Annotated in this window: 1 protein-coding gene; it reads left to right on the top strand. The window is 64.2% G+C overall.

Going from position 1 to position 906, the window contains the following annotated elements; all coding sequences use genetic code 11:
- Positions 1-37: 37 nt before the first annotated feature.
- The coding region (locus KDK95_RS34790; RefSeq protein ID WP_212522613.1) for a substrate-binding domain-containing protein at positions 38-906 on the top strand (869 nt) is incomplete at its 3' end.

Below are 906 nucleotides of genomic sequence, written 5' to 3'. Positions count from 1 at the left end.
CACCGACACCGTCGTCGTCCTTCTGAAAGGGATCGTCATGTATTCATCGTTCTGTCGTCCTCGGCTCGTGCGTTTGGTGGCGTCGGTGGCTGTGGGTGGTGTGCTGGCTGTGGGTGTGGCCGGGTGTGGGGGTGCGACGAAGTCTTCGACGGATACCGCTGCGTCCTCGGCGGTGGCCGGTTCGGGTGCGTCGGCGGATCCGAACGCGTCGACCAAGTCGGGGTTGACGGTGGCGTTCTTGCCGAAGCAGGTCAACAACCCGTACTTCACGACCTCGGACAACGGCGGCAAGGCCGCGCTGACGAGTCTGGGTGAGACGTACAAGGAGGTGGGCACCACTTCGGCGACGGATACGGCCGGGCAGGTCTCGTATGTCAACACTCTCACGCAGCAGCAGGTTTCGGCGATCGCGGTCTCGGCGCAGGATCCGGGTGCGTTGTGCACGGCGCTGAAGCAGGCGATGGCGAACGGGATCAAGGTGGTGACCTACGACTCGGACACGGACGCGGCGTGCCGGCAGGTGTTCATCTCGCAGGCTTCGGCGGAGGCGCTGGGGCGTTCGGAGGTGGACCTGCTGGGCAAGGAGCTGGACTACTCCGGGGATATCGCGATCCTCTCGGCGGCGCAGACGGCGACGAACCAGAACACGTGGATCGGGTACATGCAGGACGAGCTGAAGAAGCCGCAGTTCTCGAAGATGAAGCTGGTGAAGATCGCGTACGGGAACGATGATGCGCAGACCTCGTTCCAGCAGACCCAGGGGCTGATCCAGCAGTACCCGGACCTGAAGGGCATCATCTCCCCGACCACGGTGGGGATCAAGGCGGCCGCGCAGTACCTGGACGGTTCGCAGTACAAGGGGAAGGTGCTGTTGACCGGGTTGGGGACTCCGAACGACATGCGCGC

The organism is Actinospica acidithermotolerans, from assembly GCF_018139625.1.
GTDB classification, from domain to species: Bacteria; Actinomycetota; Actinomycetes; order Streptomycetales; family Catenulisporaceae; genus Actinospica; species Actinospica acidithermotolerans.
The sequence above is the reverse complement of the archived record's forward strand: the minus strand, read 5'-3'. Positions and strand labels throughout refer to the sequence as shown.